At 73.8% G+C, this 24068-nt stretch carries 20 protein-coding genes and 1 riboswitch; of the genes, 10 read left to right on the top strand and 10 right to left on the bottom strand.

The features are described 5' to 3' along the window. Positions 1 to 39: 39 nt before the first annotated feature. Genes OG767_RS29845 through OG767_RS29825 form a run of 5 tightly spaced genes read right to left on the bottom strand, consistent with a single transcriptional unit; the run spans position 40 to position 5766 of the window. Positions 40 to 801 (bottom strand): GTP-binding protein, encoded by a 762-nt coding sequence (locus OG767_RS29845; RefSeq protein WP_405091431.1) that lies wholly within the window; start codon positions 799 to 801, stop codon positions 40 to 42. Further along, positions 779 to 1231 carry a DUF742 domain-containing protein gene (locus OG767_RS29840; RefSeq protein WP_107161364.1) on the bottom strand — a complete coding sequence of 151 codons (453 nt, stop codon included), beginning with the start codon at positions 1229 to 1231 and terminating at the stop codon, positions 779 to 781. The genes OG767_RS29845 and OG767_RS29840 overlap by 23 nt, the downstream gene beginning before the upstream one ends. Continuing rightward, positions 1228 to 1692 carry a roadblock/LC7 domain-containing protein gene (locus tag OG767_RS29835; protein WP_107161362.1) on the bottom strand — a complete coding sequence of 155 codons (465 nt, stop codon included), beginning with the start codon at positions 1690 to 1692 and terminating at the stop codon, positions 1228 to 1230. Before OG767_RS29835 ends, OG767_RS29840 begins: the two co-directional genes overlap by 4 nt. Beyond that, a complete protein-coding gene (locus OG767_RS29830) occupies positions 1689 to 4628 on the bottom strand; it encodes a nitrate- and nitrite sensing domain-containing protein (protein WP_405091430.1) in 2940 nt (979 codons plus the stop codon). Before OG767_RS29830 ends, OG767_RS29835 begins: the two co-directional genes overlap by 4 nt. Continuing rightward, a complete protein-coding gene (locus tag OG767_RS29825) occupies positions 4615 to 5766 on the bottom strand; it encodes a hypothetical protein (RefSeq protein WP_405091429.1) in 1152 nt (383 codons plus the stop codon). Before OG767_RS29825 ends, OG767_RS29830 begins: the two co-directional genes overlap by 14 nt. 373 nt (positions 5767 to 6139) lie before the next feature. Here OG767_RS29825 and OG767_RS29820 point away from each other — a divergent pair, with 373 nt between their 5' ends. From OG767_RS29820 to OG767_RS29810, 3 genes are all read left to right on the top strand, one after another. After that, positions 6140 to 9004, top strand: a complete 2865-nt coding sequence (locus OG767_RS29820; protein WP_405091428.1) for an alpha/beta fold hydrolase — start codon at positions 6140 to 6142, stop codon at positions 9002 to 9004. Then, on the top strand, positions 9004 to 9888 hold the full coding sequence (locus tag OG767_RS29815) for an ABC transporter permease (RefSeq protein ID WP_405091427.1): 885 nt from the start codon (positions 9004 to 9006) through the stop codon (positions 9886 to 9888). The genes OG767_RS29820 and OG767_RS29815 overlap by 1 nt, the downstream gene beginning before the upstream one ends. A gap of 179 nt (positions 9889 to 10067) precedes the next feature. Beyond that, a complete protein-coding gene (locus tag OG767_RS29810) occupies positions 10068 to 10520 on the top strand; it encodes a DoxX family protein (RefSeq protein ID WP_107161346.1) in 453 nt (150 codons plus the stop codon). Positions 10521 to 10586: 66 nt separating this feature from the next. Here the strand turns inward: OG767_RS29810 and OG767_RS29805 are convergent, their stop codons facing one another. Both OG767_RS29805 and OG767_RS29800 read right to left on the bottom strand, forming a co-directional pair. Next, a complete protein-coding gene (locus OG767_RS29805) occupies positions 10587 to 10826 on the bottom strand; it encodes a hypothetical protein (RefSeq protein ID WP_405091426.1) in 240 nt (79 codons plus the stop codon). After that, positions 10823 to 11365, bottom strand: coding sequence for a hypothetical protein (locus OG767_RS29800; RefSeq protein ID WP_405091425.1), 543 nt, complete (start codon positions 11363 to 11365; stop codon positions 10823 to 10825). The genes OG767_RS29805 and OG767_RS29800 overlap by 4 nt, the downstream gene beginning before the upstream one ends. 95 nt (positions 11366 to 11460) lie before the next feature. Here OG767_RS29800 and OG767_RS29795 point away from each other — a divergent pair, with 95 nt between their 5' ends. Beyond that, entirely contained in the window at positions 11461 to 11586 is a 126-nt protein-coding gene (locus OG767_RS29795) for a hypothetical protein (RefSeq protein WP_405091424.1), read from the top strand. Between the two features lie 12 nt (positions 11587 to 11598). Here the strand turns inward: OG767_RS29795 and OG767_RS29790 are convergent, their stop codons facing one another. Further along, positions 11599 to 12240 carry a DUF4232 domain-containing protein gene (locus tag OG767_RS29790; protein ID WP_405091423.1) on the bottom strand — a complete coding sequence of 214 codons (642 nt, stop codon included), beginning with the start codon at positions 12238 to 12240 and terminating at the stop codon, positions 11599 to 11601. Between the two features lie 211 nt (positions 12241 to 12451). Then, a riboswitch (SAM riboswitch) is annotated at positions 12452 to 12585 on the top strand. A 12-nt stretch (positions 12586 to 12597) separates the two neighbouring features. Between OG767_RS29790 and thrC the strand changes: the two genes are divergently transcribed. Beyond that, positions 12598 to 13887, top strand: a complete 1290-nt coding sequence (gene thrC, locus OG767_RS29785) for a threonine synthase (RefSeq protein WP_405091422.1) — start codon at positions 12598 to 12600, stop codon at positions 13885 to 13887. A 374-nt stretch (positions 13888 to 14261) separates the two neighbouring features. Next, positions 14262 to 15281: a GNAT family N-acetyltransferase gene (locus OG767_RS29780; protein ID WP_405091421.1), complete on the top strand. Its 1020-nt coding sequence runs from the start codon at positions 14262 to 14264 to the stop codon at positions 15279 to 15281. A 57-nt stretch (positions 15282 to 15338) separates the two neighbouring features. On the opposite strand, the gene OG767_RS29775 is transcribed toward OG767_RS29780, so the two are convergent. Next, a complete protein-coding gene (locus tag OG767_RS29775; protein ID WP_405091420.1) occupies positions 15339 to 17534 on the bottom strand; it encodes a hypothetical protein in 2196 nt (731 codons plus the stop codon). Positions 17535 to 17672: 138 nt separating this feature from the next. Here OG767_RS29775 and paaN point away from each other — a divergent pair, with 138 nt between their 5' ends. Further along, complete coding sequence (gene paaN, locus OG767_RS29770; protein ID WP_405091419.1) at positions 17673 to 19346, top strand: phenylacetic acid degradation protein PaaN; 1674 nt, start codon at positions 17673 to 17675, stop codon at positions 19344 to 19346. A gap of 60 nt (positions 19347 to 19406) precedes the next feature. Here the strand turns inward: paaN and OG767_RS29765 are convergent, their stop codons facing one another. Beyond that, on the bottom strand, positions 19407 to 19922 hold the full coding sequence (locus tag OG767_RS29765; protein ID WP_281938458.1) for a GNAT family N-acetyltransferase: 516 nt from the start codon (positions 19920 to 19922) through the stop codon (positions 19407 to 19409). Positions 19923 to 20145: 223 nt separating this feature from the next. On the opposite strand from OG767_RS29765, the gene OG767_RS29760 reads away from it, so the two are divergent. From OG767_RS29760 to groL, 3 genes are all read left to right on the top strand, one after another. Further along, positions 20146 to 20349 carry a cold-shock protein gene (locus OG767_RS29760; protein ID WP_107161326.1) on the top strand — a complete coding sequence of 68 codons (204 nt, stop codon included), beginning with the start codon at positions 20146 to 20148 and terminating at the stop codon, positions 20347 to 20349. Positions 20350 to 20458: 109 nt separating this feature from the next. Continuing rightward, the gene (locus tag OG767_RS29755; RefSeq protein ID WP_405091418.1) at positions 20459 to 22120 is read left to right on the top strand and encodes a hypothetical protein; all 1662 of its coding nucleotides are present in this window, start codon (positions 20459 to 20461) and stop codon (positions 22118 to 22120) included. A 274-nt stretch (positions 22121 to 22394) separates the two neighbouring features. After that, positions 22395 to 24017 (top strand): chaperonin GroEL, encoded by a 1623-nt coding sequence (gene groL / locus OG767_RS29750; RefSeq protein WP_107161321.1) that lies wholly within the window; start codon positions 22395 to 22397, stop codon positions 24015 to 24017. Positions 24018 to 24068 lie beyond the last annotated feature (51 nt).

Raw genomic sequence — 24068 nt, 5'->3', positions numbered from 1 at the left:
CCACCCCTTCGCAGAGCACGGGCCGAACCGGCTGGCGGTTCAGCGTTCCCGGGACCGGGTCGCCCGATCCAGCGCCCGGTCCAGGACGACGAGCAGGGCGTCCCGTACGGAGAGCCGGTCCCGGGCGTCGAACTGCACCAGCGGCACGTGCTCGGCGATCGCCAGCGCCCAGCGGATCGACGGCAGGTCCAGCGCCAGCCGCCCGTCGAAGGCGTTGACGCCCACGGCGAACGGCAGCCCGGCCCGCTCGAAGAAGTCGATCGCCGGGTAGCAGTCGTCGAGCCGGGCGCTGTCCACCACCACAAGCGCGCCGAGCGCGCCCCGGGCCAGGTCGTCCCACATGAAGCCGAACCGGGCCTGGCCGGGCGTACCGAAGAGGTAGAGCTTCAGGCTGCGGTCGATGGTCACGCAGCCGAAGTCCATCGCCACCGTGGTGGTGGTCTTCCCGGGCACCCCGTCGGGGTCGTCGACGCCGATCCCGGCGGTGGTCATCTCCGCCTCGGTGGTCAGTGGCGCGATCTCGGAGATCGCACCCACCGTGGTGGTCTTGCCGACGCCGAAGCCGCCGGCGATCAGGATCTTCACCGGGATCGGTGGGCGTGGCGCGGGCACCCGGCTGACGATCGGGGCCGGCTCGCCGGGTGCGCCGGGCGGTCGGTACGGCAGCGGCGGCCCGGTCGGTGGCGGTGGGGTGGCGCGGCCGATCAGCGGGGCCGGGTTGCCGTAGCGGGTGGGGACGCTGTTCGCGGCCGGCCCGCCCGGGGCGGACGCCCGCCATTCAGGAGATCGCACGAAGTCCATCAATCACTCGCAGGATGAGATCGGGATCGAGGGCGTCGTCGACGTCCGCGACGTGCACGTCGAGGTGACCGGCGGCGCGCAGGTCGCCGACCAGCACCCGGGTCACGCCGAACTGCATCCGGGTCCGGGCGGAGATCTCGGCGACCGACACCGGCTCGACACAGATCGCGACGATCGCCGCGAGTTCCGGGGCCAGCCGGGCGGTCACCGCCCACGAGCCGCTGCCCGGCCGCGCGGTCACCTGGGTCTCCAGGCTGATCGCCGGGTCACCGTCCACCCGTCCCGAGGTGAGCACGAACGGACGCGGGCCGGTCGGCTGCTCCCCGTCGCCCGCGTCCGGTCCCGGACCCGGGGCGGACGCGCGCAGGAAGGGGCGGATCCGGACGCCGGGTTCCGGCTCCGGGTCCTCGCCGGCGACCCCCGGGATCATTGCTGGACGGCGTTCTTCAGCTCGGCGATCAGGCGGGGGCTCAGGGCACCGCCGGCGCGGCCGGCGAAGAGCGTCATCTCGTACGCCACGGTGCCCAGGTTGGCCGAGCGGTCGGCGACCACGCCGAGGACCGAGCCGCTGCTGATCGCGCTGATCAGCAGGTAGCCCTCGGCCATGTCGACGATGACCCGGTTGAGCCCGCCCAACGCGTACCAGCTCGCGGCGCCCCCGGCCAGGCTGGTCATGCCGGACACCACGGCGGCGAGCCGTTCCGCGTTGGACCGGTCCTTGATCGCGGACATGGCCATCAGCAGCCCGTCCGAGGAGACCGCGATCGCCTCCATCACCCCGGCCGTGCTGGAGGTGAACGAGTCGAGCAGCCAGTTGAAGGTGCGCGCCTCGGGGCTGAGGTCGCCGGTCGCGCTCTGTTCGACGTTGTCGTGCAGGTACGGGCTGGTCACCGTGAGGGATCCTCTTCATAGCGGTGGTCGGTACTGACTTCGCGCAGAGCACGGGCGACGCCCGCCTCGAATTCCGTGATGCGGTCGCGGACCTCGACCGGGTCGCCGGGGTCGGAGCTGGCCGGGGGCGCGGGCGGCACCGCGGAGACGGCCAGGTTCGCCCCCGGGACGCGTCGGCTGAGCCGGGGCCGTGCGGGTGCCGGGTCGGCCGGGTTGACGTCGTCCTCGGCCCGGCGTACCCCGTCCTGGAACGCCTCCACCAGGGCGCGGACGGCGGCCGGGTCGTCCGGAACACCGAACGGCGGCCCGATCACCGGTCCGGCCGGTCCGGTGATCGGGCCGGGCGGCAGGTTGGCGCCGGGCACCCGTTTCCGGATCGGCCGGTTCCCGGGCGGTCCGGCCGGCCGGCCGACCGGACCTGGTGCGGCGGGCAGTGGCCCGCGCGGCGGCGGGGTGTAGGCGGGGCCGGTCGTCGGTCCGACCGGACCTGGTGCGGCGGGTAGTGGCCCGCGCGGCGGCGGGGTGCGGGTGGGGCCGGTCGTCGGTCCGGCGGCCGGGGGAGCGGCCGGTGCCGGGCCGACGACCGGTGTCGGCGGGGTGGTGCCGGCGGGGTGTGTCGCCGGGCCGGTGGGCCGCGTGGTGGACCGTGCGGTGGCCGGCGGCCAGGCAGGCGGCGGACCGCCGGTGGGGAAGCGGAAGCCCTCGACCGGCGGCCCGGTGACGGCCGACGTCGCGACCGGCCTCCCGGCGTTCGCCGCGCGGTCCCGGTCCGTCGTCTCGTCGACGGCTGCCGGGCGGTCCAGGGCCGGGTCCGGGGCCTCCCGGCGGGCGGCCGGTGCGGCCGGAGCGGTCGGAGCGGTCGCGGTCGGGGCCGGCGCGTCGGGCACCTCGGCGTCGTCGCCCAGGTGGCCGAAGGCGTTCCAGGAGTCGCCGCTGGAGATGCTGCGGGTGGCCCGGCTCAGCAGCGCCGCGTCGAAGCCGGCCGGCTCGCCGGCGGCCGGCCGGGTCGGGCGGCTCACCGGCATGGGGTCCGGAGGCCGTTCCACGGTCGGCGCGGCGGCCCGCGCCACGGCGGTTCCGGCCGGCTCCGGCCGGCGGATCACCAGCGAGGCGGCCGGGATCTCCAGGCCGGCGGTGATCCCGCCGCCCGCGGTCGCCACCAGCCGTACCGCCCAGCCGTGCCGGCGGGCCAGCCGGCCCACCACGAAGAGCCCGAGCACCTCGGTCGGCGCGAGGTCGAGCCGCTCCCGCCGGGTGAGCCGGGCGTTCTCCTCGGCGAGCCGCTCCTCGGTGAGCCCGATGCCGTGGTCCACCACGGCGAGCCGGGCGCCCCCGTCGGTCAGCTCGCCGGCCACCACCACCCGGGTGTGCGGCGGCGAGAAGGCGGTCGCGTTCTCCATCAGCTCGGCCAGCGCCAGCACCAGGTCGCCGACGATCGCGGGCGCTGCCGAGACGCCGGGCGGGACCTGCACGTCGACCCGGGTGTAGTCCTCGATCTCGCCGAGCGCGAGCCGGACCACGTCGGCCAGCGGGACCGGGGCCACGTGGCCGTCCGAGCCGGTGGCCCCGGAGAGCACCACCAGGCTGCCGGCGTTGCGGCGCAGCCGGCTGGAGATGTGGTCCAGCCGGTAGAGATGCTCCAGCCGGCCCGGGTCGACCTCCTGCCGTTCCAGCCGGTCGATGAGCGCGATCTGGCGGCCGACCAGGTTCTGCGTACGGCGGCCGACGTGGCCGAACATCTGCGCCACGTTGCGCCGGCCGGCCACCTGCCGTTCGACCAGCCGGGCGGCGGTGTGCTGCACCCGCTCGAACGCGCGGGCCAGGTCGCCGAGCTCGTCCCGGGCGCGGACGTCGACCGGGTCGAGGCGTACCGGCGGCACCGACTCGGTCTCGTCGTCGGCCACCCGGGTCAGCTCCGCCTCGGCGACCCGGGCGACGCGTTCGGCGGACCGGGTGAGCCGGCTCAGCGGCCGGGACACCGTACGGGCCACCGTCATGCTCAGCAGCACCACCAGGAGCAGGATCGCGGCCGCCCCCACGGCGACCAGCCAGGCCGTGGTCAGCGCGTTCCGCTCCTCGGTACGCGTCTCCGCGATGACGTCCGCGACGACCTTCTTCTCCACGAACTGGCCCAGCGTGATCATCGAGCGGACCGAGGGGAAGAGCGCGTCCAGCGGCACCGGGGCGATCGCGCCGACCGGGTCCCGGACGCTGTCGCGCAGGAACGTCTGGCTGGTCCGGGCCGCCACCGCCGCGTCGTCCAGCAGCGCCAGCTTCAACTGCTCCGGCGTGATCAGCCTGCGGAACCGGTCGTTGTCCACGTCGAGCGCCGCCATGCAGGCGATGTACGAGGCGGACACCCGCGGATCACCTGACGCGCGGACCAGCACGATCTGGGTGGCGCACGAACTCAGCGCCTCGTCGGTACGCAGCAGCGCGTCGAGCGCGAGCACCTGCCGCCCGGCCGAGGTGTCGGTGTCCACCCGGAACGGCAGCCGCAGCGCCTCGATCAGCGCCAGGTCGACCCGGGCGAAGGTGTTCAGGATCTGTTCCGGCGTGGCCCGGCCGCCGAGCGTCGCGGTCCGGACGTCGGCCAGCCGGCGTACCCCGTCGAGGGACTCGTGGACCGGCGTCGGCAGCGACTCGGCGCGCAGGTCGGCGACCCGGTCGTCGACGGTGGCGGACTTCTGGATCAGCTCGGTGCGGGTCACCCGGCCGAGCAGCAACCCGATCGAGAGCAGACGTTCCTGCTGGAGGTCCTGCACCAGGCTGCCGATCCGGCTGGCGACGCGGACGGTCTCCACGGTGTCGGCGGCGCGGGCCGCGGCGGCCACCCGGTCGACGACCACCGGCACGGCCAGCCCGACCATGCTGAGCAGCGGGATGATCACCAGCAGGGCGAGCTTGCCCCGGATCCGCAACCTAGCGAGCAGCATCGAACGGCCTCCACCGCTCGGCCTCGACGCCCCGACCCACCGCGACGGGCTGGCGGTCGGCGCTCCGGCCGGCGGCCGTCGGGTCGGGTCGGACGGCCGGGGGCAGCGCGGCGTCGGCCGGCTCCCGGTGCGGCCCGGCGGCGGGCCGCCGGAGCAGCGTCACGGCCAGCCCGACCAGCAACGCCACCGTCACGCCGGCCGCGATCCGGGCCAGCAGCCGGTCCCGGTCGAGCGCGTCCACGCGTTCCTCCAGCAACGTGTCGAGCTGGTCGAGGATGACGGTGCGGAGCTGCTTGGCGGCGGACTGGGCGGCGAGCCCGGCGGCGGTGAGCTGGGTGGGGTTCGGCGCGGCCCGGCCGCCGCCCGCGGCGGTGAACGCCTCCAGCGACCGCTGGTAGGCGTCCAGCGGGGTGAGCACGTTGGCGCCCAGGTCGGTGCTCTCCGAGCTGTCCACCGCCGCGCGCAGGTCGGCGACCAGGTCGTTGGCCGGACCGAACGCGGACGACCGCAGTTCGGCCAGCTCGATGCCGGTCTTCGCGCGTTCGGCGGCGGGACGCGCGGCGGCCAGCCGGACCAGGTCGGCGAGCCGGCCGGCCAGCACCGTCGCGGTGGGCAGGTCGCCGCCGATGCCGTCCTGGAGGAAGAACGTGTCGGACCGGGGGTCGCGGATCAGGCCGGAGCTTTCCCGTACCTTCCGGTAGAGCGCGAGCAGCAGGTCGTTGGCTTCGCCGTACGCCTGGTAGGCGGCCTCGGGGTCGGCGAGCCCCCGGTCCGGCAGCCCTTCGAGCTTCGCCCGCAGCCCGGCCCAGCGTTCGTGGCTGCGCAGCTCGTCGCCGACGGCGGTGTCCACGGCGGCCACCTGCTCGATCGCGGCGTTGAGCGAGGCGCGGGAGACCGGCGCCCCGGCCACGGCGGTGGACTGGGCCTCCACCAGCGCGTCGGTGACCGGCCCGAGGGCGCGCAGGTAACGGACCCCCAGCCGTTCCCGGGACGCCAGGTCGTGGTCGTCCGTGGTGGTGCCGTCGACGAGCGCGAAGAGCAGCCCGAGCGGGGCGACCAGCGCCAGCGCCAGCAGCAGGGGCAGGACACGGCCCGACATGGAGGGCCGCCGACGCACCCGCGGCGCGGGAACTGTCATGGTCTGTCTCCTCCGGCGACGGCAGGGCGGTCGATGCCCCGGGAGGTCGCCGCAAGCAGTCCCGTGCACCGGACCGGAAAAGTAGCGGATTGGGCCGGGTTGAAACCGGAGCCGTCGAGTCGGCTTCACGTCAGATCGTCCGGGGTGACCGACCGTCGAGTCGTTCGCCACGCAGCGTCCGATCGGGTCGTCGAGTCGCGACATGAACACTGATTTGCGGCTGTAGATGTAAATTCTCGTGATCCGAATACATCCCGCTGGGATGCTCTGGACCTTCTGCGGACGACGGACGGCACGCGCCGAACGGCGCAACCGGACGAACGTACGGCGGATCTCAGGGAACGCTCAGCCGGCGGGCCGTACCGTGTGCCGCATGAGATCACCCGTCGCGCGGGTCCGGCGCGCTCTGGCCGGCCGTCCGCGCCGGATCGTCGCCGCCGTGCTGGTGGTCGTCCTGGTCGCCGCCGCGCTGGTCTGGGCGGTCCGCCCGCAGGGTACGGACTTCCGGACCGAGTCGGCGCTGCTGACCGTGCGGTCCGGGCCGGACGGGACCGAGCCGGTCGACCTGGACACCACGCTCTACCTGCCGGACGACGCCTCCGACGCCAACCGGGTGCCGGCGGTGCTGCTGGCGCACGGCTTCGGCGGCACCAAGGAGTCCGTCCGCCCGGACGCGGAGGACCTGGTCGCCCGGGGCTACGTGGTGCTCACCTGGACAGCCCGCGGCTTCGGCCGCTCCGGCGGCCAGATCCACCTGGACAGCCCCGACTACGAGGTACGCGACGCGCAGCGCCTGCTGAACTGGCTCGCCGGCCGCCCCGAGGTCCGCCTCGACGCGGCCGGTGACCCGCGCGTCGGCGTGGTCGGCGGCTCGTACGGCGGCGGCCTGGCGCTGCTGCTGGCCGCGCAGGACAAGCGGGTCGACGCGATCGTCCCGATGATCACCTGGAACGACCTGTCCCGGGCGTTCCTACCGGAGAGCACCGGCAAGCCGCCCACCGAGGGCGTGTTCAAGAAGGGCTGGGCCGGCATCTTCTTCGGCGGCGGCGGCAACGCCGGCTCCGGGCCGGCCGGGCTGTCCGGCGCGACCGCCGCCGTGCCGGAGGGCGCGCCCGCCTCGGCCGGGCCGGCGAGTCCCCAGCCGGGCGCGGGGCCGGGCAGCGGTTCCGGCCGGGCGCCGGGCGGCGCGGCCGACCCGTCCTGCGGCCGGTTCGCCGAGGACGTCTGCGCCGCGTACCTGCGGATCGCCACCACCGGCCGGGCCGACGACGCCGCGGTGGAACTGCTGCGCCGCTCGTCGCCGGCCGGCGTGCTGGACCGGATCAAGGCGCCCACGCTGCTGGTGCAGGGCGAGGCGGACACGTTGTTCCCGCTCACCGAGGCGGATGCCAACGCGCGCGGCATCGCCGCCGCCGGCACGCCGGTGCGGGTCGCCTGGTTCACCGGCGGCCACGACGGCGGCGCCGGCCCGACGTCCGACTCCGACCGGGTGAAGTTCCTGACCGCGCAGTGGCTCGACCACTACGTCAAGGGCGAGGGGGCGGCGCCCGGCGACACGTTCACGTTCTCCCGGATCGCCGGCTTCGACGCGCTGGACCGGGGCCTGGTGGCCACCGGCTACCGCACCGACGACTACCCGGGCGTGAGAGGGCAGGAGCGTCGCGAGGTGACGCTGACCGGGCCGGCCCAGCCGGTCGCCGTACCGCCGAACGGCAACCCGGCGGCGATCTCCGCGGTGCCGTTCGCCGGCGCGCTCGGCTCGCTGCTGGACGGCGTGGCCGGCGACATCCCCGGCCAGCACGCCCGCTTCGAGTCCGCGCCGCTGGACGACCCGGTCGACGTGGTGGGCGCGCCGAACGTGCGGATCCGGGTCGCCTCGCAGACCGGCGAGGCGGTGCTCTTCGTCAAGCTCTACGACGTCGACCCGCAGGGCGCGTCGACGCTGCCGGACGGCCTGGTCGCGCCGGTGCGGCTGACCGGCCTGCCGGCCACGCTCGACGCCGCCGCGCCGGTCACCGTCACGCTGCCGGCGATCGTCCGGCGGATCGAGGCCGGACACCGGCTGCGGCTCGTGGTGGCGACGTCGGACCAGGCGTACGCCACGCCGGCCGAGCCGGCGGTGCACACCGTGGCGCTCGGCGACGGCCCGCTGGTGCTGCCCACCGTCGACGCCGCGCCGATCCCCACCTCGGCCGCGATCTGGCGCTGGGTGCTGGCCGGCCTGCTCGCCGCGATCGCGGTCGGGCTCGTCGTGGTCGTGCTGCTCGCCCGCCGCCGGCACCGCCGCCAGGACCGCTCCATCCACCCGGAGTACGCGGGCGTCCCGCTCGCCGTGCGCAACCTGCGCAAGGAGTACGCGGACGGCTTCGTCGCCGTCTCCGACGTGGACTTCGAGGTGCACCCCGGACAGGTGGTCGGCCTGCTCGGGCCGAACGGCGCCGGCAAGACCACCACGTTGCGGGTGCTGATGGGGCTTACCCAGCCCACCGCCGGCGAGATCTACGTGTTCGGGCACCGGCTGGTGCCGGGCTCGCCGGTGCTGTCCCGGATCGGCGCGCTGGTCGAGGGGCCGGGCTTCCTGCCGCACCTGTCCGGGCTGGACAACCTCAAGGCGTACTGGCGGGCCACCGGACGGCCCTGGGCGGACGCGCACTTCGACGAGGCGTTGGAGATCGCCGGCCTGGGTGCCTCGGTGCACCGGCGGACGAAGAAGTACAGCCACGGCATGCGGCAGCGGCTCGCCATCGCGCAGGCCATGCTCGGCCTGCCCGAGCTGCTGGTGCTCGACGAGCCGACGGACGGGCTGGACCCGCCGCAGATCGCCGAGATGCGCCGGGTGCTCCAGCGCTACGCCACCGACGGCCGGGCGGTGCTGGTCTCCAGTCACCTGCTGGCCGAGGTGGAGCAGACCTGCACGCACGCGGTGGTGGTGAACAAGGGCCGGATCGTGGCGTCCGGCCCGGTCGAGGAGATCGTCGGCGAGTCGCCGAGCGTGCTGTTCGAGGTGAGCGACCCGGACGCCGCGCGGACCGTGCTGGAGCGGCTGGACGGCGTACGGGTGCTGCCGGACGACGACGGCGGACTGGTGGTGGACACCAACGGCACCGCCCGCCGCGAGGTGGTGGCCGAACTGGTCCGGGCCGGCATCGGGGTGGACCGGGTGGTGCCCCGGCGCCGCCTGGAGGACGCGTTCCTCGCCCTGGTCGGCGAGAACTCTCGGGGAAGCGGTGACCGGTGATGGTGGACACTTCGGTGGCGTCGAAAGGCAGTGGCGGCGCGGCGGGCGGCTACCGGCCGTCGGCCACGATGCCGTTCGGGGCGGAGTTCCGGCGGCAGGCGTCGCGGCGGCGTACCCAGTTGGCGCTCGGGTTCATGGTGCTGCTGCCGCTGATCATCCTGGTGGCGTTCCAGTTCGACTCCGGGGACGACGACGGCGGTGGGCGCGGCGAGTTCGCCAGCCTGGCCGACCTGGCCACCTCGGGCGGGCTCAACTTCACCCTGTTCTCGATCCTGGTGTCGGCGTCGTTCCTGCTGGTCGTGGTGGTGGCCCTGTTCTGCGGGGACACGGTGGCCAGCGAGGCGAGCTGGGGGAGCCTGCGCTACCTGCTGGCCGTGCCGGTGCCCCGGGCCCGGCTGCTGGCGGTGAAGCTGGTGGTCGCGCTCGCGTACTCCGGGTTGGCGTTGGTGTTGCTGGCCGGCACCGCGCTGCTGGCCGGCACGCTGCGCTACGGCTGGAAGCCGCTGAGCAGCCAGGTCTCCGCGGAGCTGGCCCCGGCCGACGGGCTGCTGCGGCTGCTCGGCGTGCTCGGCTACCTGGCGGTGGTGCTGCTGGTGGTGGCCGGCCTGGCGTTCCTGCTCTCGGTGACCACGGACGCGGCGCTCGGCGCGGTCGGCGGGGCGGTGCTGCTCTGGATCCTGTCCAGCATCCTCGACCAGATCACCGCGCTGGGCGGGCTGCGCAACCTGCTGCCGACCCACTACAGCAGCGCCTGGCTGGGGCTGCTGTCGTCGCCGATGCAGACCGACGACGTGGTCAAGGGCGCGATCTCGGCGGTCGTCTACGCCACGCTGTTCTGGGGGCTGGCGTTCTGGCGCTTCACCCGCAAGGACATCACGAGCTGAGGTGAAAGGAGGGGCCCCTTCTTAACGCATTTGGTAGAGAGGGGGCCCCGTCTCACCCACCATGCCCATATCATGGGAGCGTTCCCACAAGATTGTCCCGCCAGCAAGGAATTTATTACCTTCGATGTTTATGCCGGCCATCCTGGACGTCTTCACATACCCGTCCCAGGAGGTTTCCCATGGTCCCGGCGCAGTTGAACGGTCCCGTGCTCTCCCTGTTCCGCATCGTCGTCGGCTTTCTCTTCCTGCTCCACGGCGCCGCGTCGATCTTCGGCATACTCGGCGGCAACCCGGCCACCGGCGGCGCGGTTCCCGTCGGCACCTGGCCCGGCTGGTGGGCCGCGCTGATCCAGCTCGTCTGCGGCGTGCTCGTGCTCGTCGGCCTGGTCACCCGGCCCGCCGCGCTGCTCGCCTCCGGCTCGATGGCGTACGCGTACTTCGTGGTGCACCAGCCGCACGGCCTGCTGCCGATGAAGAACGGCGGCGAACTGGCCGCGCTCTTCTGCTGGTCGTTCCTGCTGGTCGCGGTGCTCGGCCCGGGCACCTGGGCGCTCGACGCGCTGATCTCCCGCCGCCGCACCGCCCCCGCCGCCCCCACCCCGGCGACCCGCAACGCCTCCGTCCCGGCCTGACCCGCCGCGCGCCCGAGATCTTGGTACGGGAGCGCCCCGCCGGGGGCGGTTCCGTACCAAGATCTGTCAGCGGCAGCGGCCGGAATGGGCGACCGGGAGCAGGCAGCGTCGGGAGCGGGAGAGCGGGGCGTCACACCAGACCCGGGTACGCACCGACTGCCGGTCCTCCTCGGACAGCGTGGTCTCGCCGAAGTCGATGGCGAGCACGTGACCGAGCGAGCGGCGCAACGCCATGGACAGCGCGGCGGCCTCGTCCACACTGGTCAGCGTGGTGGGCAGGTGGATGATCCAGTGCGGCTCGGTCACCGTGGCCGACCCCCGTCGGTCAACCCCTCGGTGTACGACGACAGCGCCGCAGCGGCCGACGTCAGGCTCTCCGCCATCAGGGCGAGGCGTTCGGCGCCGTCCTGCCACTGTCGAACGGTCGTCCCGGTGACCGGGTCGTCGGCGCGGCCGGCGTCGGAGAGCTGCTGCCCGGCGGCGGTGATCCGGGCCGGAAGTCGCCCGATCCGATCGGCCGCCGTGCCGAACCGGTCCCGCACATCGTCGAGCGCCTCGGCCAGCCCGCCGACGGTGGCGGTCTCCCGGTGGCCGGCGGCGACGCGCAGCCGGCGTACCCCGTCGCTGACCTGGAATTCCGCGTCCCCGGCCAGGTCGAGGGCGTCCTCGCCGCTGCGCCGGGCCAGCCTGATCGCCGGATGGGCGCAGCCCGCGCCGACGCGCTCCAGCAGCACGGTGGCGGCGGCCACCCCGAGGTACGCCTCCCGCAGCTCGCCGGTGACCTGCTCGACCGCCCAGATCGCGCTCGCGACGGGCACCTCCGAACTCGTCTGCGCATCCGTCACACCACGTCTCCTTCGCCTGGCGGGGTGCCGGGACAGCGCGAATTCCGGTGGAGATCTGCGCCGCCCCGGCCGGGGGATCGACCAGTGCCTAGGAGTTGGCTGACCTGTATGAGGTGGGCAGTCAGTCGACCGTGCGGCAGGCCATCACGATCCTGATCGAGACCGGAGAGTTGTACGGCCACCAGGGCCTGGGTGTGTTCGTGCCGGACGCCGCCGAGTGACGGGCTGACCGGCTACAGCGGATTGTCCGGCGTCTCGACCGGGGAGGGCGGGGCGCTCGGCGTGACCGGTTCCGTGGTCGGGTCGGCGTCGCGGCGCTTCCAGGCGCTGACCCCGAGCCGGCCGGTGTTGCCGAGGTCGATCGTCCCGTCCATCGCCACCGCGTACGCCGGCCTGCCGGCCACCGGCGCGACGTCGAGCTGAGCGCCCTCGGTGGCCACCACGGTCGGATCGGTGACCGTGTTGCGCCAGAGCAGCGCGGCGCCGGCCCGTTCGCCGGGGAGCAGCACGAGCCCTGTGGGTGGGGCGTCGAAGCCGGAGGTGATCCCCGTCGCGCCCGGGATGATTGTGACCTTGATCGGGTCCCCGTCGGCGTCCCGCAGGCTGACCGCCGGGTAGCCGCGCAGCGCGTACGGCTGGGTTCCGCAGTTGACCAGGTCCAGGCCCATGGCCCGCAACCCCATCGCGGCGCTCACCCCGAGTTCGGTGATCCGGATGCCCTCCGGTGCGCAGGCCGCCGAGGGGGACGGCGCGACCTCGGCACCCGGCCGGCCCGCTGGCGTGGCCAGCGGATCAACCGGTGCCGGCGTCGCGGTGCAGCCCGCCAGCAGCGCAACCCCCGCGAGCCCCCCGATCCGGCCAACCACCCGTCGCATCCGCCGATCATCCCACCCCACCGCCCGCCCCGTGGCCCACCACCTCCCGGCGATCATGAAGTTGACCGCGGATGCCGTCCGATTTGTCGCCGCCAACTTCATGATCGACCGAGGTCAGGGGCGGGAGGCGGGGCCGGTGGGGCGGCCCACTGCGTGAGACCCGGGGTGGCGGGGCGGTGAGCGGCGCATAGAATCGACGGCACAACTGCATACCTCATCCAGAGGGGCTGAGGGATACGGCCCGACGACGCCCCGGCAACCACCCGCACGCTCGACGCCGAGCGCCCTGCGGGCAGGTGCCAATTCCGTCCCCGCCGCACCCGGCGATGCGGGGAAAGATGAGAGGAATTCCTCGACATGACGTCGACGCTCTCCGCCGTCCCCGGCATCGACACCTCCCGCAGCCCGGCCCGCGCCCTGGTCTGTCGCGCCTGTTCCGCGCGCTACCCGCTGGCCGCCCAGCACGCCTGCTACGAGTGTTTCGGCCCGCTGGAGGTCGACTACGACACCGCCGCCCTGGCCGCCGTCACCCGGGAGCAGATCGAGGCCGGCCCGAACAGCATCTGGCGCTACGCCGCCCTGCTCCCGGCCGGTCAGGACCCGGCCACCCGGGTCACCCTCGACCCGGGGCTGACCCCGCTGGTCGCCGCCGGTCACCTCGCCGCCGAGCTGGGCATCACCGCGCCGCTGTGGGTGAAGGACGACAGCGCCAACCCCACCCACTCGTTCAAGGACCGGGTGGTGTCGGTGGCGCTGACCGCCGCCCGGGCGCTCGGTTTCACCCGCTACGCCTGCGCGTCCACCGGCAACCTGGCCAACTCGGTCGCCGCGCACGCGGCCCGTGCCGGCGTGCCGTCGGTGGTCTTCATCCCCAGCGACCTCGAGCAGGGCAAGGTGGTCACCACCGCCGTCTACGGCGGTGACCTGGTCGCCATCGACGGCTCGTACGACGATGTGAACCGGCTCTGCGGCGAGCTGGTGGAGACCGACGAGTTCGAGGACACCGCGTTCGTCAACGTGAACGTGCGGCCCTTCTACGCCGAGGGCTCCAAGACGCTCGGCTACGAGGTGGCCGAGCAGCTCGGCTGGCGGATCCCGGCCCAGGTGGTGATCCCGATGGCCAGTGGCGAGCTGCTCACCAAGATCGACAAGGCGTTCACCGAGCTGGTGGAGATCGGCCTGGTCGAGGCGCCGGCCGGCGGCTGGAAGGTGTTCGGCGCGCAGTCCGCCGGCTGCAACCCGATCGCCACCGCGCTGCACGACGACCGCGACACCATCGTCCCGGTCAAGCCGACCGGCATCGCCAAGTCGCTCAACATCGGCGACCCGGCCGCCGGCCTCTACGCCCTGGAGGCGGTCCGCCGCACCGGCGGCTGGATGGAGTACGCCGACGACGACGAGATCCGCGCCGGGATCACGCTGCTGGCGCGGACCACCGGCGTGTTCGCCGAGACGGCGGGCGGCGTGACGGTGGCGGTGCTGCGCAAGCTGATCGAGTCGGGCCGGCTGGACCCGACCGCGGAGACGGTGATCTTCAACACCGGCGAGGGCCTCAAGACGCTTGACGCGGTGGCCGCCGCCTCCGGTCCCACGCACCGCATCAAGCCCAGCCTCCGCGCCGCCCGCGACGCCGGCCTCCTGGGCTGACCCCACCCCACCCCACCTCACCCTCACCCCCGCCCGCCCTCTCCCGCGATCTTGCGCTTGCGGCCCCCGTCGAGGCCGATAAGCCCCTTTTGCCGGGGCGGTAAGTGCAAGATCAGCGAGGTGGGGGCGGGAGGGGTGGGGCGCGGGGTGATGGGGGGACTGCGGGGAGTGTCGGAAAACTGTCAGTGCAGGACTTGACGGCAGGAACCGGACGGCGCAAGATGCTCGGTGCGGGAGGGCATTCGCCGGAGACTTTTCAAAGTTTTGCGACCCAACGCCGGAGGCGTTGTGCGAACGTCCCTCCCGACCAACGTAGGACAGGGCCAGCGGAAAACCGCTGGCCCTGTCGCTTTTTCCGGGGCAGGCTCGCCGTCATGGGCCTGACCGTCACCCCGCTGGACGCGGCCGACCTGCCGACGCTCGACGCGGCGTACCGGATCGCGGAAGCGGCCCGCGCCGTCGACGAGCCGGACCTGCCGCCGACCTGCCGGCGGCGGTTCGAGGCGCTGCTGCGGCACCCGATGCCCGGCATCGACGGGCGGTGGCTCGTCGCCCGCCTCGACGGCGAGCCGGTCGGCTGGCTCCGGCTCCACCTGCACACGCTGGAGAACACCGAGAACGCCAGCGCCGAGCTGGTGGTCGACCCGGCCCACCGGCGTGGCGGGATCGGGCGCGCGCTGCACGAACACGGCGTGCGCCTGCTCCGGGAGCACGGCGGCAAGCGGCTGGTCGGCTCCACCGCCGCCGCGCTGCCCGGCGCGGAAGGGCCGGTGTTCCCCGGCGCGGCGTTCGCCGCCGCCCTGGGGGCGAAGCCGGCGAACGCCGACGTGCGCCGCCGGCTCGACGTGACCGCGCTCGACCGGCCCCGGCTGGCCGCGCTGCTGGCCGACGCCCGCGCGGCGGCCACCGGCTACCGCACCGTGCACTGGCGTGACCACACGCCCGACGAGTACGTCGCGGACACCGCGCACCTGGAGGGCCGGCTGCTGCTCGACGCGCCGATGGGGGAGCTGGCGTGGGAGCAGCAGAAGATGGACGCGCAACGGAAGCGGGGCGTGGAGCGGGCGCTCGACGCCCGGGGCGTGCGCCGTTACAACACCGGCGCGGTGCACGAGGCATCCGGCCGGCTGGTCGGCTGGAGCCAGCTCAGCCTGGAGGCGAGCAGCACCGAGCACGCCTGGCAGCAGATCACCATCGTCGACCCCGGGCACCGCGGCCACCGGCTCGGCCTGCTCTGCAAGGTCGCCAACCTGGCGTACGCGCTGGGCCACGAGCCGGCGCTGCGGACGGTCGACACCTGGAACGCCGCCGCCAACGATCACATGATCGCGATCAACGAGCAGCTCGGCTTCCGCCCGGCCGCCGGCTCGGTCGACTGGCAGTTGACGATCTGAGTGGTGACCAGCCTCCACCGCGGTCGGATGCCCCGGAGCGACCGCCCGACGCGGCGGCTACCCCGCCGCGCGGAGCCGTGCGTCGAGTTCCGTGATCGCCGCGTGGAAGTCGTCGTCCGGCTCGAAGCGGTGCCGGTAGACGGTCGGCGGCACCGTGTCGGTCGGCGGGATCAGCAGGCCGTGCGGGTCGCGTACGCGCCGATCGACCCGACCGGCGGGGTGCCCCGGCGACGCGTCCGGGAACACCGGACCCCCGATCGGGTCGGTGCGCCGCCACAGGCTGATCCAGCGCCAGCCGATCCGCCCGCCCACCTCGTGCAGCTGCTGTTCGTTGACGTACGCCGGGAAGACCCGGGCGTACAGCCGCGTCAGCGGTGTGACGTAGGTGAGCAGAGCGAGCCGGCGCAGGCAGTCCGGGGGCAGTTGGAGCAGGGTGGCGGCGGCCAGCACGCTGCCGTGGCTCTGCGCCGCCAGGACGATGTCGTCCCCCTCGGCGGTCAGGGTGCGGATCCGTCGGGAGAGATCCGGCACCACTCGCTCCGCGTAGCAGGGCGGTGCCAGGGGATGCGTCGCCCGGGGCCAGAAGGTGGCCAGTTCCCAGAGCACCGCGATCATCCGTCCGGTCGAGGACCGGGTGCCCCGCACACCGACCACCGTGAGGGCGACGGTGCTCCAGACGATCAGAAAGGTGCCCAGATCGGTCACGAAGAGGATTGGCCCGGCCGCCTCCGGCCCGCCCAACTCCAGGGCCAGTTGGCCCGGCCCGCCGTACCACGGTGACAACCCCGCCGCGCCGAGGGTCAGCAGCACCAGGGCCGCGTACGTGGTGAGCAGCGGCGCGCCGAGCCGGTCGGCGAGCCAGGAGCGGACGATGGCCCGCCGGGCCGCGCGAACCCGCTCCGGTGGCACCCGGGAGGCCTCCGGGAACTCCTGTCGGACCAGTTCCTCGGCGGCCCGCAGCCGGCGGGTCCGGCCGAGTCGGCTGCCGGCCAGCGCCAGCAGTGCCACCACGGGCAGCGCCAGCGAGAGGCCGAGGATCACCCAGCGGCCGGCGGCGGGCGGCCACAGCGGCGGCGCTCCGGGCGGCAGCGGGCGGGCCAGGGTCGGTTCCGATCCCCGGTCGAGATACCCGGCCAGCAGGAAGTTGATCGCCGCGGAGTAGGCCACCCCCATTCCGACGGCGACCGTCGTGAGCACCGGCGCGCCCAGTCCGAGGACCATGATGTGCGGCCGGAGCGAGGGCCGCCGTCCCTGCCTGGCCGCCCGCACCCCGAGCGCCGTCACCAGGACGACCTGACCGACGAACAGGGCGGAGATCATCTCTTCCGAGCCGGGCAGGGTCCCCTCCGCCCGCCACGCGGGGCGCGGCGCCAGCGCGTAGGCCAGGGCCAGGACCGTGAGCCCGATGGCGGCCAGCCGCACCGACCGGATGATGGTCCCGTCACCCGGTCCGGTGCCGCGCCGCTCGACGGCTGGGCGGCAGAGCGTCGCGAGTGCGACGGCGAGCAGCGCCGCGTCGACGGCCAGCAGCGCGTACCCGACGGGGGACCGGTCCTGCCCGACGACGGGGAGCAGGAGCGCGACGTCCAGCGTGCCGAGCGCGACGACCACGTGCAGCGAACGCAGGCGGCGCAGCAGTGCCCGGGTGTCCCAGAAGGCCGGCTCGTCCAGTCGGTCCGCGCCCACCCCCTGGGCGGTGCCGCGGGCGTCCTCCGGGAGCTGCCAGGTGCGGGCGCTCAGTCGCCACAGCACGACGATGCCGGCGATCGGCACCACCACCAGGATCACCAGACGGGCGCCGACCGGCACCCCGGCGAGCCAGGAGAGCCACCGCCGCCCCTCCATGCAGCGGGGGTAGGCGGTGCACTGCCAGGCGACCAGGTCGAGGGAGACCCCGACGAGGGAGAGCACGTACATGGCGGTCAGGGTCGCGGCCAGCAGCCGGCAGAGAGCACGGTTCGCCGCCCCCGCCGGTCCGGCCACCGGCAGCATCCAGACCGCGATGTTCGCGAGCATGAACGGCAGCAGCAGGACCAGCAGCAGGGTCCGGCGTACCCGGCCGCCGGCGAGCGGTCCCCAGCGGTACGCCTCCAGCGTCGTCCCGCTCGGGCCGGTCGGATCACCGAAGCCCGGTCGGGGACGGTAGAACCCCGCGTTCGTGTCCCCGGCCACCCGGACGACGATCGGACGGTCGAGGACGACCTCCGGGCCGCGGTCGTAGACCCCGTGTACCCGGATCTCCGTCGTCCCCATCCGTACCGCCCGTCCTCGTCGCCGGTGCGGCATACCCGGCGTCCGGTGCGCTACGCCCTCCCGCCGACGACCGTCGGCTATCTTCAGTTGTGACACGCCCCTACTGATCTGGTGCCTTCCTGTTGCATGATGGCGGGCATGACGGAGACCCCGCACCCCCTGTACGCCAGGCACGCCGAGACCCTCGACCGGGCGCTGACCGCCATCACGGAGCGCGGGTACTGGTCCGCCTATCCCGAGTCGCCCAGCCCCCGGGTGTACGGCGAGACCGCCGCCGCCGACGGTAAGGCCGCCTTCGAGGCGTACCTGGGCGGCGACTTCCCGCTCGACCAGGCGAGCGACGGCACCACCGTGGCCACCGAGGCCAGCCCGTTCGGCGTGGCGCTGGACGTCCGCTACCCGCACGCCGGCGCGGACGAGCTGGTGGCCGCCGCCACCGCCGCGCTGCCGGCCTGGCGCGACGCCGGCCCGAAGGCGCGCGCGGGCGTCTGCCTGGAGATCCTCGACCGGCTGCACAAGAACGTGTTCGAGCTGGCCAACGCCGTGCAGTTCACCAGCGGCCAGGCGTTCGTGATGGCGTTCCAGGCCGGCGGCGCGCACGCGCTGGACCGCGCGCTGGAGGCGGTCGCCTACGCGTACGCCGAGATGAGCCGCCACCCGGGGACGGCCGGCTGGGAGAAGGCCGCCGGCAAGGGCGACCCGCTGCGGATGACCAAGACGTTCCACGTGGTGCCGCGCGGGGTGGCGCTGGTCATCGGCTGCAACACGTTCCCGACCTGGAACTCGTACCCCGGGTTCTTCGCGTCGCTGGTCACCGGCAACCCGGTGGTCGTGAAGCCGCACCCGCGCGCCGTGCTGCCGCTGGCGATCACCGTGAAGTACGCCCGCCAGGTGCTCGCCGAGGCCGGCTTCGACCCGAACCTGGTGCAGCTCGCCCCCGAGGCGGACGGCGAGAAGCTCGCCTCGACGCTGGCCCTGCACCCGGCCGTGAGGATCGTCGACTTCACCGGCTCCACCGAGTACGGCGACTGGCTGGAGGCGAACGCCCGGCAGGCCGCCGTCTACACCGAGAAGGCCGGCCTGAACACGGTGGTGATCGACTCCACCGACGACTTCGCCGGGCTCTGCCGCAACCTGGGCTTCACGCTCACGCTCTACAGCGGCCAGATGTGCACCACCTCGCAGAACCTGCTCATCCCGCGCGACGGCATCGAGACCGACCAGGGGCACAAGAGCTTCGACGAGGTGGCCGCCGGGATCGCCGGCGCGGTCGCCAAGCTCACCGCCGACCCGGCCCGGGGCGTGGAGCTGACCGGCGCGATCGTCAACGACGGGGTGCTGGAGCGCCTCGACGAGGTGACCAAGGTCGGCGAACCGGTGCTGGAGTCCCGCACCGTCGAGCACCCGTCCTTCCCGGGCGCCGTGGTGCGTACGCCGACCGTCGTCAAGCTGGACGCCGGCGACACCGCGACGTACGCGCGGGAGTGGTTCGGGCCGATCTCGTTCGCCATCGCGACCGACTCGACCGCGCACAGCCTGCGCATCCTGCGCGAGACGGTGGGGGAGAAGGGCGCGCTGACCGCGGCCGTCTACTCCACCGACGAGGCCGTGCTGGACGCGGCAGAGGCGGCGGCGATCGACGCCGGCGTGCACCTGTCCTGCAACCTGACCGGTGGCGTGTTCGTCAACCAGTCGGCGGCCTTCTCCGACTTCCACGGCTCCGGCGCAAACCCCGCGGCCAACTCCGCCCTGACCGACGGCGCCTACGTGGCCAACCGCTTCCGAGTCGTCCAGTCACGCCGCCACGCATGAAAGGCGGGGCCCCTTCTTAACGCCTCCGGTAGAGAAGGGGCCCCCTCTCAACACCACCCGTCAGGCGGGGCGGCGCATCTGGAGTTCGCGCAGGACGGGCAGCCGGGGGTGCGGGACGCGTACCCCGGTGTCGGTGAAGCCCAACTTGCGGTAGGCCCGGCAGGCGCGGTCGTTGCCGACCACCACCTCCATCATCAACTCGGGCCGCCCGCAGGCCCGGGACCAGGCCGCCACCGCGTCCACCAACCCGGCCAGCAGCCCGGTGCCCCGGCGAGCCGGGGTCACGTAGACCGCGTAGACGAGCGTCAGGCCCGGCTCATCCGGGGCGGCGATGCCACCGGCGTGACCGACCAGGCGGGCGTCCGCCTCGGCGACGAACTGGGCGATCTGGTCGCCGCGCGAGACGGTCGCCACCCGGGCCGCGAAGTCCGCGTGCGGGCGGGCGGCGGCCTCGGCCACCGTCTCCAGGAAGGCCAGCGGACTGTCGGCCAGCATCTCCAACCGGAGCGCCCGCATCCGGGCGGCGTCCTCCGGACGGATCCGCCGGACCGTGGGCGGGACGGGCGCGCTGGTCATGCCGCATACATACCGGACCGGGTCGGAGCGGGCGCGTCCGGGTGCCGTATCGCGCCCGGAATATGCCCGATTTGTGGTCGTGCGCGGTCGTCACTCCTCGTGTAGCGTGCGATTTCGGTCACCGATTCAGCGGCCCTCGCCGATCGCCGAAAACCGGTGCGCCGCCGGTGCCGGTCCGCCGGTCTCCGGGTGTTGGACGCCGCGCAGAGTGAGGAAGTGCACCGTGGCACAGGGCACCGTGAAGTGGTTCAACTCCGAAAAGGGCTACGGCTTCATCGCCGTCGACGGCGGTCAGGACGTCTTCGTCCACTTCTCCGCGATCGAGATGGACGGCTACAAGGCTCTGGACGACGGCCAGCGGGTCGAGTTCGAGATCGCCCAGGGCCAGAAGGGTCCGCAGGCCGAGCACGTCCGCGTCATCGCCTGATCGCTACCGGCCGTCGCCCACGGCCGAACCACCCCGACCGGGGCTGCGATGCCGCCCCGCACCGTGGAAGATCATGAGCCGTTCCAGCCGTTGCCGCTGAGGAGGGCCCATGTCCGACCTGCCCCCGTCGGGTTCCACCGAGCCGGTGCCCCCGGCCGACCCGGCCCGGCCCACGCCGCCCGCCGGGCCGGTGCCGGAGCAGTCGGGTCCGTCCGGCTCGCAACTGCCCGCCGGGCCGGTGCCGGACCAGTCCGGGCCGCAGCCGCCCGCTGCCGGCCAGCCGCCCGCCGGGCCGGTGCCGGAGCAGTCCGGGTCGTCCGGGCCGCAGCTGCCCGCCGCCGGTCAGACGCCCGCCGGTCAGACGCCCGCCGGTCAGACGCCCGCCGGTCAGACGCCCGCCGGCCAGGTGCCCGCCGGCCAGGTGCCCGCCGGTCAGGCGCCCGTCGATCCGTGGGCCGACCTGACCACCGCCGGTCGGCCGTACTCCGCCCCGCCGGCCGGCTGGCCCCACTCGGCCCCGCCGGCCGGCTGGCCCGCACCGGAGCCCGCGCCGCCCGGTTGGCCCGCCACACCGGACGTCCCGTCGGGCTGGTCCGCGCCGGGCTTCGACCCGGGGGCGCCGAGCCTGCCCGGTACCCCGCCGCCCGGCTGGCCCGCCGCGCCGGCTCTCCCACCGGGCTGGTCCGCGCCGGGCTCCACGCCACCCGCCGGCTGGCCATGGCCCGCCGCCGGGCCGGCGCATCCGGGCCAGCCGATGCCGGGCGTGCCGTTCCCGGGTCAGCCGATGCCGGGTGCGGGGTATCCGGGCCAGCCGATGCCGGGCGTGCCGTATCCGGGCCAGCCGATGCCGGGCGCGGTCTACCCCGGGCCGCCGATGCCGGGCGCCACGTATCCGGGGCACCCGGTGTCCGGGGGTTGGTACCCCGGTCTCGATCCGCAGGACCCGCTGGTCACCCCGCCGTACGCGGGCGTCGGGGGATGGTTCGCGCGGTGCGCCGGCGCGGTGCGGCGGGGGTGGCGGCACCTCCTGCCGATCATGCTGCTCACCCAGGGCGTCCCGGCGGCGGTGATCTCCGTACTCTCGCTCTTCCTGGTTCCCGCCGACGAGATGGCGACCGGCCCGGACGGCGCGCTGGTGCTGCCGGACGGCTACCTGGAGCACGTGTTCGTGTTCTACGGCGCGGTCCTGTTCGCCGCGTTGGTCTTCGGTCCGCTCCAGGCGCTCGGCTGGGGTGCGGGCACCTGGGTGGTCGCCCGGCAGGCGGCCGGCGAGCCGGCCGGCCTGGGTGGGGCGCTCCGGTACGGCGCGCGGCGCGCGCTCGGCCTCTGGGGCTGGACGATCGTCGTCTCGCTGCTGATCACGGTCGGCGCCTGTCTCTGCCTGCTGCCCGGCATCTACGCCGGGTTCGCGGTCGCGTTGTTCGGGCCGGTCTACCTGTTCGAGCGGCAGGAGCCGGTCGGACGGGCCTGGCGGATGTTCCACAACCGCTTCGGCATGGTGCTGGGGCGGGTGGCGCTGGTGGCGTGCGCGCTGGTCGCGGCTGCCGTGCTGGACGCCGTGGTGGGTGCGGTGAGCGGCGCGGCGTTCGGCACCGATCCGATGTCCGGGCCGGGCACCGCGGTCGGCGCGGTGACGTTGGCCGTGGTGGGTGCCGCGCTGGCCGCGCCGGCCTATCTCGCGCAGCTCGTCGGGCTGGTCGTCGCGTACGCCGAGCAGCGGGCCCACGAAGGCCCGGTGAACGCGGCCCGGCTGGCTGCGGAACTCGGCTGAGCGGTGCGGTCGTGCTTGCACTCGGCTAGGGAGAGTGCTAAACAAGTCATTGGCACTCGCGTACGGTGAGTGCCAATGGTCGGGGCGGTAGGGCCACGGCCGCGTCGGTGCCTCAGGGGTGCCGGAGCGGAACGGGGCCGGTCGTCGCGGGCTGTCCGGCCCGACCGAGGAGGACGTCGTCGTCGCCAGGTGGCGACGTCCCCAAGGTGCGTACACCAGACGGCCCATCCGGGCATCCCGGGTGGCCCGTGAGTGTCCAGGAGGACAACGCCGTATGGCCAAGATGATCGCGTTCGACGAAGAGGCGCGCCGCGGCCTCGAGCGGGGCATGAACCAGCTCGCCGACGCCGTGAAGGTGACGCTCGGACCCAAGGGCCGCAACGTCGTGCTCGAGAAGAAGTGGGGTGCCCCCACCATCACCAACGATGGTGTGAGCATCGCCAAGGAGATCGAGCTCGAGGACCCGTACGAGAAGATCGGCGCCGAGCTGGTCAAGGAGGTCGCGAAGAAGACCGACGACGTCGCCGGTGACGGCACGACGACGGCGACCGTCCTGGCCCAGGCTCTGGTCCGCGAGGGCCTGCGCAACGTGGCCGCCGGTGCCAACCCGATGGCCCTGAAGCGGGGCATCGAGGCCGCCGTCTCCAGCGTCTCGGAGGAGCTGCTCAAGCTCGCCAAGGACGTGGAGACCAAGGAGCAGATCGCCTCCACCGCCTCCATCTCCGCCGCCGACCCCAGCGTTGGCGAGATCATCGCCGAGGCGATGGACAAGGTGGGCAAGGAAGGCGTCATCACCGTCGAGGAGAGCAACACCTTCGGCCTGGAGCTTGAGCTCACCGAGGGCATGCGCTTCGACAAGGGCTACATCTCCGCCTACTTCATGACCGACCCGGAGCGTATGGAGGCCGTCTTCGACGACCCGTACATCCTGATCGTCAACAGCAAGATCTCGTCGGTGAAGGACCTGCTCCCGATCCTGGAGAAGGTCATGCAGTCGGGCAAGCCGCTGCTGATCATCGCCGAGGACCTGGAGGGCGAGGCTCTCGCCACGCTGGTCGTCAACAAGGTCCGGGGCACCTTCAAGTCGGTCGCCGTCAAGGCGCCGGGCTTCGGTGACCGCCGCAAGGCCATGCTGACCGACATCGCCATCCTCACCGGTGGCCAGGTCATCAGCGAGGAGGTCGGCCTCAAGCTGGACGCCGTCAACCTCGACATGCTGGGCCGCGCCCGCAAGGTCGTGGTGACCAAGGACGAGACCACCGTGGTCGACGGCGCCGGTGACGCCGAGCAGATCCAGGGCCGGGTGAACCAGATCCGGGCCGAGATCGACAAGAGCGACTCCGACTACGACCGGGAGAAGCTGCAGGAGCGTCTGGCCAAGCTGGCCGGCGGTGTTGCGGTGATCAAGGTCGGCGCGGCCACCGAGGTCGAGCTGAAGGAGCGCAAGCACCGCATCGAGGACGCCGTCCGCAACGCGAAGGCCGCCGTCGAGGAGGGCATCGTCCCGGGTGGTGGCGTCGCGCTGGTGCAGGCCGGCAAGACGGCCTTCGACAAGCTGGACCTGGCCGGCGACGAGGCGACCGGCGCGCAGATCGTCAAGATCGCGCTGGACGCCCCGCTGCGGCAGATCGCCGTCAACGCCGGCCTTGAGGGTGGCGTCGTCGTCGAGCGGGTCCGCAACCTCGACCCGGGTCACGGCCTCAACGCCGCGACCGGCGAGTACGTCGACCTGCTGGCCGCCGGCATCATCGACCCGGCCAAGGTGACCCGTTCCGCGCTGCAGAACGCCGCCTCGATCGCCGCGCTGTTCCTCACCACCGAGGCCGTCGTGGCGGACAAGCCGGAGAAGACCCCGGCCGCCCCGGCTGGCCCGGGTGGCGGGGAGATGGACTTCTGAGTCCAGCTTCACCCAGTACGCCGACAGGGGGCGGGCCGCGTCAGCGGTCCG

Source organism: Micromonospora sp. NBC_01392, assembly GCF_045040125.1.
GTDB lineage: Bacteria > Actinomycetota > Actinomycetes > Mycobacteriales > Micromonosporaceae > Micromonospora.
The sequence above is the reverse complement of the archived record's forward strand: the minus strand, read 5'-3'. Positions and strand labels throughout refer to the sequence as shown.

What these genes read in the sequence shown, in the direction of transcription:
- OG767_RS29755 (WP_405091418.1), top strand. Translation starts at nt 20,459, where the DNA reads ATGTCCGACCTGCCCCCGTCGGGTTCCACCGAGCCGGTGCCCCCGGCC.
- OG767_RS29790 (WP_405091423.1), bottom strand. Translation starts at nt 12,240, where the DNA reads ATGCGACGGGTGGTTGGCCGGATCGGGGGGCTCGCGGGGGTTGCGCTG.
- OG767_RS29840 (WP_107161364.1), bottom strand. Translation starts at nt 1,231, where the DNA reads ATGATCCCGGGGGTCGCCGGCGAGGACCCGGAGCCGGAACCCGGCGTC.
- groL (WP_107161321.1), top strand. Translation starts at nt 22,395, where the DNA reads ATGGCCAAGATGATCGCGTTCGACGAAGAGGCGCGCCGCGGCCTCGAG.
- OG767_RS29775 (WP_405091420.1), bottom strand. Translation starts at nt 17,534, where the DNA reads ATGGGGACGACGGAGATCCGGGTACACGGGGTCTACGACCGCGGCCCG.
- OG767_RS29810 (WP_107161346.1), top strand. Translation starts at nt 10,068, where the DNA reads ATGGTCCCGGCGCAGTTGAACGGTCCCGTGCTCTCCCTGTTCCGCATC.
- OG767_RS29825 (WP_405091429.1), bottom strand. Translation starts at nt 5,766, where the DNA reads ATGACAGTTCCCGCGCCGCGGGTGCGTCGGCGGCCCTCCATGTCGGGC.
- paaN (WP_405091419.1), top strand. Translation starts at nt 17,673, where the DNA reads ATGACGGAGACCCCGCACCCCCTGTACGCCAGGCACGCCGAGACCCTC.
- OG767_RS29820 (WP_405091428.1), top strand. Translation starts at nt 6,140, where the DNA reads ATGAGATCACCCGTCGCGCGGGTCCGGCGCGCTCTGGCCGGCCGTCCG.
- OG767_RS29845 (WP_405091431.1), bottom strand. Translation starts at nt 801, where the DNA reads ATGGACTTCGTGCGATCTCCTGAATGGCGGGCGTCCGCCCCGGGCGGG.
- OG767_RS29780 (WP_405091421.1), top strand. Translation starts at nt 14,262, where the DNA reads ATGGGCCTGACCGTCACCCCGCTGGACGCGGCCGACCTGCCGACGCTC.
- OG767_RS29830 (WP_405091430.1), bottom strand. Translation starts at nt 4,628, where the DNA reads ATGCTGCTCGCTAGGTTGCGGATCCGGGGCAAGCTCGCCCTGCTGGTG.
- OG767_RS29815 (WP_405091427.1), top strand. Translation starts at nt 9,004, where the DNA reads ATGGTGGACACTTCGGTGGCGTCGAAAGGCAGTGGCGGCGCGGCGGGC.
- thrC (WP_405091422.1), top strand. Translation starts at nt 12,598, where the DNA reads ATGACGTCGACGCTCTCCGCCGTCCCCGGCATCGACACCTCCCGCAGC.
- OG767_RS29765 (WP_281938458.1), bottom strand. Translation starts at nt 19,922, where the DNA reads ATGACCAGCGCGCCCGTCCCGCCCACGGTCCGGCGGATCCGTCCGGAG.